Annotated in this window: 6 protein-coding genes; 5 read left to right on the top strand and 1 reads right to left on the bottom strand. The window is 34.7% G+C overall.

Annotation, left to right across the window (positions count from 1 at the left end):
* Positions 1–422: 422 nt before the first annotated feature.
* The 3 genes from miaB to AVL50_RS26270 all read left to right on the top strand — a co-directional run bounded on the left by miaB (position 423) and on the right by AVL50_RS26270 (position 3,956).
* On the top strand, positions 423–1,898 hold the full coding sequence (miaB, locus tag AVL50_RS26260; RefSeq protein WP_062620014.1) for a tRNA (N6-isopentenyl adenosine(37)-C2)-methylthiotransferase MiaB: 1,476 nt from the start codon (positions 423–425) through the stop codon (positions 1,896–1,898).
* A gap of 164 nt (positions 1,899–2,062) precedes the next feature.
* Complete coding sequence (locus AVL50_RS26265) at positions 2,063–3,343, top strand: ATP/GTP-binding protein (RefSeq protein WP_062620016.1); 1,281 nt, start codon at positions 2,063–2,065, stop codon at positions 3,341–3,343.
* A complete protein-coding gene (locus AVL50_RS26270; RefSeq protein WP_062620018.1) occupies positions 3,333–3,956 on the top strand; it encodes an RloB family protein in 624 nt (207 codons plus the stop codon). Before AVL50_RS26265 ends, AVL50_RS26270 begins: the two co-directional genes overlap by 11 nt.
* A 3-nt stretch (positions 3,957–3,959) precedes the next feature.
* On the opposite strand, the gene AVL50_RS26275 is transcribed toward AVL50_RS26270, so the two are convergent.
* The gene (locus tag AVL50_RS26275) at positions 3,960–4,466 is read right to left on the bottom strand and encodes a DUF4112 domain-containing protein (RefSeq protein WP_062620020.1); all 507 of its coding nucleotides are present in this window, start codon (positions 4,464–4,466) and stop codon (positions 3,960–3,962) included.
* A gap of 103 nt (positions 4,467–4,569) precedes the next feature.
* Between AVL50_RS26275 and AVL50_RS26280 the strand changes: the two genes are divergently transcribed.
* Entirely contained in the window at positions 4,570–5,217 is a 648-nt protein-coding gene (locus tag AVL50_RS26280; protein ID WP_062620022.1) for a hypothetical protein, read from the top strand.
* A 53-nt stretch (positions 5,218–5,270) separates the two neighbouring features.
* Entirely contained in the window at positions 5,271–5,684 is a 414-nt protein-coding gene (locus tag AVL50_RS26285; RefSeq protein WP_062620024.1) for a GNAT family N-acetyltransferase, read from the top strand.
* Positions 5,685–6,355: the final 671 nt, after the last annotated feature.

Here is a 6,355-nt window from a genome sequence, read left to right on the forward strand (position 1 = left end):
GTAGTTTATTATTAATTTATATTTCAAATTTGGCAATTTTAATACCTTAAAGCAACGGGTACCTATAATTATGAGGAATACCCCCTGTTTTTTCGAAAAATTATTTAACAATTAAGATTTGTTATGAAAAAAATGATAATAAACTTTTATATAGTTCGATAAGAAGCTGTCTATTTTATACTAATTCTAAATTATTCTGAAAGTCAATCATTTGTAAACATAATTGATACTTCTCATTTCAAATAGTAATTTTGCATTCAGCTTTATTTAAAGCTAAAGAAATTAATAAAAAAGAGGTCGGTTTTTGAACCTTTTAAGGTTTTGTAAATCAATCTCTTCTATTCATTTTAATAACAATTAGATTAAGCTCAGAATATAGGAGGACTGAAAATCCTCAACCTTCTGTCTTAAATTCCTAAAGAATGAGCGATTTGATTAAAGATATCAACCTTGTCGGTGAACAGGTTGATGAAAAATCAGTGTCGTGTGAGGTAAAAGTCACAGAAAATACGGCAAATGAAGGACAACGTAAGCTGTACATTGAAAGCTATGGTTGTCAAATGAATTTCTCGGATTCTGAGATTGTAGCTTCTGTAATGCAGAAAAACAATTTCGGAACGACTTCTAACGTAGAAGAAGCTGACCTTGTATTTTTAAATACTTGTTCAATCCGTGAAAAAGCAGAGCAAACAGTTCGTCAACGTTTGAGAGTTTTCAACAGAGTCAAAAAGAGCAAGCCCGGTATGATTATCGGTGTGCTTGGATGTATGGCGGAGCGTTTGAAAACACAACTTCTTGAAGAAGAAAAAATGGTAGATATCGTGGCTGGTCCAGATTCTTACCGTGATCTTCCAAAATTAGTAGGTGATGTTGATGAAGGTGATAAAGGAGTAAACGTATTCTTATCTAGAGATGAGACGTACGCAGATATTGCTCCTGTAAGATTGAATTCTAATGGTATCTCAGCCATGATCTCAATTATGAGAGGTTGTGATAACATGTGTTCTTTCTGTGTAGTACCTTTCACTAGGGGTCGTGAGCGTTCGAGAGATCCACACTCTATTGTAAAAGAAGCACAAGAATTATTCGATCAAGGATACAAAGAAGTGACTTTATTAGGTCAGAATGTAGATTCTTACAAATGGTCTGATGAGGAAAACAATAAAGCTCGTTTAGAGAAAAAAGAACTTAAAGAAGAAGACATTGAAATTGTCAGCTTCGCACAGCTATTAGAAATGGTAGCCGGAGTTTCTCCTGAATTAAGAATTCGTTTCTCTACATCACATCCAAAAGATATTACGGATGATGTGCTTTACACAATGAAGAAGCACGAAAACATCTGTAACTTCATTCACTTGCCAGTACAATCAGGTAACTCAAGAGTATTGGATATCATGAACCGTACATATGACCGTGAGTGGTATATCAATAGAATCGATAAAATCCGTGAGGTATTCGGAAATGATTGTGGTATTTCTTCAGATATGATTGCAGGTTTCTGTACTGAAACAGAAGAGGAGCATCAAGATACATTATCATTGATGGAATATGTGAAGTTTGATTACAGTTACATGTTCTTCTACTCTGAAAGACCAGGAACTTTAGCAGAGAAAAAATTCGAAGATGATATTCCATTGGATGTCAAAAAACGTAGACTTCAGGAAATTGTTACTTTACAGAGACAACATTCAGCGGAAAGAAACGCATTGAATGTAGGTGAAGTACAAAAGGTGCTTATTGATGGTTATTCAAAACGTTCAAAAGAACATTTCCAAGGGAGAAACTCACACAATAAAGTAGTAGTATTCCCTAAAGGAAACGCGAAACTGGGTGAGTATGCAATAGTGAAAATTCACGACTGTACAGGTGGTACATTATTAGGTGAAATCATAGATTAGCCCACGTAGGGGCAGACCTATGTGTCTGCCCACCGAACCACAATCAGAACCACGGTAAGGTATAATGCTTTAATGTTGAAGCGTTATACCTTATTTTTTTGTAAATTAACGGGGGAACAAAACCTAATTGTTCATTTTTATCCTTAATTATTCATTCAAAAACAATGCTGATAGAATTCTCTGTTTCCAATTTCAGGTCCATCAAAGAAGAACAGGTGTTATCCTTATTGCCTTCGGGAAGAGTACGTAAGGCAGGGACCGAAGATCGTTTGCTGATTCATCCCAGTTATAAACAGACGGAAACATTAGCCACGGCAGTTGTTTTTGGTGCCAATGCTTCTGGAAAAAGTAATTTATTAAGAGCATTGGAAGCGTTGACAGTGATGGTGCAAGAAGGACATGACAGTGCCATTGGAGAAGGAGCAAAAGCCTATGTTCCCTTTCGTTTAGATCGTCTATCAAGAGAACTCCCCACTGATTTTTATATTCGTTTTATTGCCAATGATGGTATTCAATACGAATATGAGATGTCGAGAGATGTGGATCAAGTCACACACGAAGCATTATACGCTTACCCCAACTCAAGAAGGGTAAAGTTTTTTGAAAGAAATGAAGGACAGCTGACAAGTTTCGGAAAGAAATTAAAAGGAGATAAGCAGACCATTGCAAGACATGTTTTACCTTATCAGTTATTTTTATCCAAAGGAGCACAATTAGGATTAGAGCAATTAGTAGCACCTTGGCAATTCTTCAAAAATCACTTGAGGGCTTATATTTTATACCGTTCAGTTTATGACGATGCACTATTACAAGGCATTGCAAAGCATATTGTCAATGATGATTCTCAAAGGTTTTTAAAAAATCTCTGTCAGTTAGTAAGTCACGCAGATACAGGAGTGAGTGGCATTGAAGTCTTTCAAGAAGACAGTGAATTGATGGGACTTTTTGAAGGAAGGAGAAGGTATCAAATAAAAACCATACATAAATTACCCTATTCAGACGATCCGCCTATTTCTTTTGACCTAAAAGAAGAATCTATAGGAACCCGAAAATTAGTAGCTCTTGGTGGGTTAATATTAAGAGTACTAGAGGCAGGGGATACTTTGGCGATTGATGAATTGGATCAGAGTATGCATCCTCATCTCACAAGAGCATTAATCAAGTTATTTCATAATCCTAAAACAAACCCACACAGGGCACAACTCATTTTCTCAACGCATGATGCGTCACTTTTAAATGATCAACTTTTCCGGTTTGATCAGATTTTTATTTCCGAAAGGTCAGAAGAAGGCATTACAGAAATTTCCTCCGTATCCGATATACCTAATTTGAAAAGAGAATTGCCATTAGAAGAGTGGTATCTCACAGGGAAGTTTGGAGGTACGCCTTCTATCAATCAAATGGCCCTGGATTTTGACTTTAAACCAACAGAAGATGAGGAATAGGAGAAAAGATAAAACAAGATCACTTCGAAAAAGAGTCCTCATATTATGTGAGGGAGCCAAAACAGAACCTAATTACTTTAATGGACTAAAACACGACGCTCAAAAAAGAAGAGCTTTAACCGCTGTTGATGTAGAAGTATATCAGCCCAAAAGCCACAGCCCATTGGGTTTGGTAAGAGAAGCAATTATCAAGAAAAAAAGAGCTTTAGTAAAAGGAAATCCCTACGAAACCATTTGGCTGGTTTTTGACAGAGATTTTCATAAACATATAGAAGACGTAATAAAGTTAGCCAATGAACATGATATTGAAATCATTATCTCAAATATCTGTTTTGAATTATGGTTCTTGCTTCACTTTGAAGATCTAGATGCCAATCAGCACTTTACAAAATGTGGTATGTTGATCAAGCATATCCAACAAAATCACGTGACCCGGTATCATAAAAATGGTAAGAATTATCAAAACTTGAAGGAATACACCTCAGTAGCTATTCAACGGGCCAAAAAATTAGAGGAAACGTATGTTCACGGAGTCAATATGCATTATAAGTTTTACGAAAGAGAACCTTATACTAATGTATACCAATTAGTGGAGTACCTCTTAGAAATGTAATATTTATTCCCAACCCATAGATTGGAAAATAACCAATCGTATAAAATAAAAACATAACCCCACTACACCGAGAATGAGAAAGAACATTAACCCTGCAAAAATAATCAGCCCAGAAGATCCTTTCTGTACCTGATTGATTGCATCAGGGTTTTTCTCATAATAGTTGACCAACATCTGAGTATTATTTCTATTGGCTTTATAAAAGATATCAATAAAGTCTCCGACACCAGGAATCAAACCAATCAAATAGTCCACAATTAAGTTAAAGGTCATCGCCATAATCAGTCTTGGAGGAACACCATTTCTAGCCACTGTATATAAAGAGATCCCTGAAATAATAATGGATATTGTATCTCCAACACCCGGAATAATCCCAATGAAAGGATCAAGTCCTATCTTAAATTTGGTTCCTGGAACTCTGATCGCTTCATCCATCACAGTGCTGATTTTTTTTAACGTTTTAAAAGAAGGATCTTGAGTATATTGTGGAGTTGTATTTGTCTTCATCATGGAGATCGTTTATTTTATCTAAGTAATCTAACAAAATTGGTCGATCACTTCATGAAATTGGATAAAATTTTAATTAATTTGAGTAAAAATAGAAATACTTGATATGAAAAACATAATAACCACCCTTGCACTTTTACTCTCTATATTCGTTTATACTTCGGCATCAGCACAAGTATACAATTATGTAGAAGATACAACACAGGCCAAAGAACCAACAAAAGAATATAAAAAGCCATCAGATTCAGATGTGGATGCTTTCAAGGATAAAAGCCATAAGGATTTACCATTGAAAGATAAAATATTTTTCGGAGGAGGTTTAGGTTTTGGTTTTTCAAATATATATACTCAAATCGCCGTATTACCAATGGTTGGTTATATGGTAACTCCAAATTTCCAAGTAGGGGTAGGTTTTGTGTATGAGTATTTTGAAAGAAAAGACGTTTCCTATAAAGAAAATAATTATGGTATTCGTCCTTTCATGCGTTATATGATACCCATAAAAGACGGTCTGAGAATCTTCCCTCAAGCGGAATATTATGGTTTCAGTAATAATAGAGAATATAAAATAGCAAATGGAGAAACAATAAAGGATAGTATCTGGAGAGATCAGTTTTTATTAGGTGGTGGTGTTTCACAGGGTATAGGTCGAAAAGGCGGAGTGAATATCATTGCTCTTTATGATTTTTCATATGATGAGCAGACCTCCTACTACAGTTCTCCATGGGTAATTAGAGTAGAATTCGCTTTCTAAGCAAAGAAAAATAGAAGAGAATAAGCGGCTCTAGAGTCGCTTTTTTTAGCAGTATGGAAATTGAAATTAGAGAAATAACTGCCCCGCAGACTTGGGCGTTAAGACATAAGGTAATGTGGCCGAATGAGCCTCTATCCTATGTGAAAATTCCAGATGATGAAAAAGGACAACATTTGGGGTTGTTTGTTGAGAATGAATTAACGTCTGTGATTTCCTTGTTTATGGATCCAGACAAAAATGTGCAGTTTAGAAAATTTGCCACATTAAAAGAACAACAAGGAAAAGGGTTTGGAAGCATGTTATTAAAACATGTGATGAAAGTGGTCAAAGAAAATGGAGGAAACCTCTTATGGTGTAATGCAAGAGCAACTGCTACTATATTATACGAAAGAGAAGGGCTTCATCAAACAGACACCTCTTTTGTTAGAAAAGGGATCCTTTTCGTCAGAATGGAAAAACAGCTTTAGAAATATGTTTTGAATCAAAAACCTTAATCTTTTAGCTGTAGAAAAGGCTTTCAAACATAAAATATTAAACTCTTGTTAGAAAAATCAACCTAATGAGAGTTTTTTTATTTTCTAAAGTGTTGAAATTTAGTTGTTTGAATTCATATTAATTTTTATTTAAATCAAAAAATGAATAAACCTATTGCATTTAAAAAACCTTCTATTACCTTTGCACTCCCTTCAGCAAACGGCTGAGGAAAAAACACGTAGGGGTTATCCTCTGTGATAACCCGATTCAGGGTAATTGATATAATGAAAAGGTATTTGATTCAGTTGAAAATCAGCGATGTAAATTAAGTTTCTAAATAAAACAAAATAAGCATTGCAAATTAAATCTCTCTTCTTACCTTTGCACTCGCCTTTAACGAAAGGCTTTTAAAACTTGTTTTTTGAAGTTGAAAATTCAGAGTGTTGTAAGTCAGAAAAAATCAACGAAAAAAACTTCAAAAATTTTTGAAAAAAGATTTGGAAGTTAAAATAAAAAGTTCTTACCTTTGCACTCGCTTCTGGAAAATGAAGCTCATTTAAACAGCGGTTTAAATGAAATAAAAATCTGAGAAACAGATCATTGAACTACGGTTCAAACGTTCTTTTGATGTAATGAAAAAGTAATTATAAGATCAGCGAAAGCG

Origin of the sequence: Flammeovirga sp. SJP92 (assembly GCF_001583495.1) — a bacterium.
Taxonomy (GTDB): Bacteria; Bacteroidota; Bacteroidia; order Cytophagales; family Flammeovirgaceae; genus Flammeovirga.